Genomic DNA, 803 nt, shown 5'->3' with positions numbered 1-803 from the left:
GTGACCGGATCTGTCACAGCACTATGGTAAACTGGCCTCAATATTAATAAAAGGAGGCCAACGATGAAAGATTTTATCATTACGGATGATTTTCCTAAAAATCAGTCTGAGTTTGATGAACGCTTTAATAATGATCAGGCTTGCTATGATTATCTTTTCAGCCTCAGGTGGCCACAAGGTTTTACCTGTCGGCATTGCCGCCACGACAAGTACTGGCGAAGTGCGACCGGCCTTTTTATTTGCACACGCTGTGAACATCAGCATTCGTTGACCGCTGGAACGATTATGCATGGTACGCGCAAGCATCTGATTCTATGGTTTAAAGCTATGTGGTGGTTTACAACACGAAAATCCGGTGTTAATGCCATTAACCTTCAAGATCTACTGGGCTTAGGCAGCTACAACACTGCCTGGCTTTGGCTTCAAAAACTGCGAAGCTGCACTGTGCGCCAAGATCGCGAAAAACTGGCCGGCACCGTGGAGGCTGACGAGTTTTATCTTGGCGGCAAAAAAAGCGGCAAACGAGGTCGCGGAGCTGGACACAAATGTGCAGTGGCTATTGCCGTGGAGCGAAAGAACCCCAAGCTGGGCCGTCTTCGCCTGCAGGTCATATAAGATTGCTCGGCGGGCGAACTGGTCCCCTTTGTTCAGACCAACGTTGACTCCGCCAGCGGTATCACTACCGACGGCTGGTTGGGATACAATCCTTTGCCCACTGGTGACTATAAACATCAAAAAGTGTTTAGAAATAAGGCAAAAAATAAAGAAAGTGTTTTGCCAGGATTTCATTTGGTGATTTCCTT

General features: G+C 47.3%; 1 protein-coding gene. It reads left to right on the top strand.

The annotated features are described in order from the left end of the window. Nucleotides 1-63 precede the first annotated feature (63 nt). Nucleotides 64-615, top strand: coding sequence for an IS1595 family transposase (locus tag GY683_RS04100; protein WP_297287540.1), 552 nt, complete (start codon nucleotides 64-66; stop codon nucleotides 613-615). Nucleotides 616-803: the final 188 nt, after the last annotated feature.

This window comes from Moraxella sp. (assembly GCF_024227015.1).
Taxonomy (GTDB): domain Bacteria; phylum Pseudomonadota; class Gammaproteobacteria; order Pseudomonadales; family Moraxellaceae; genus Moraxella.
The sequence above is the reverse complement of the archived record's forward strand: the minus strand, read 5'-3'. Positions and strand labels throughout refer to the sequence as shown.

Coding starts and splice junctions, on each gene's coding strand:
- GY683_RS04100 (WP_297287540.1), top strand. CDS start 64: ATGAAAGATTTTATCATTACGGATGATTTTCCTAAAAATCAGTCTGAG.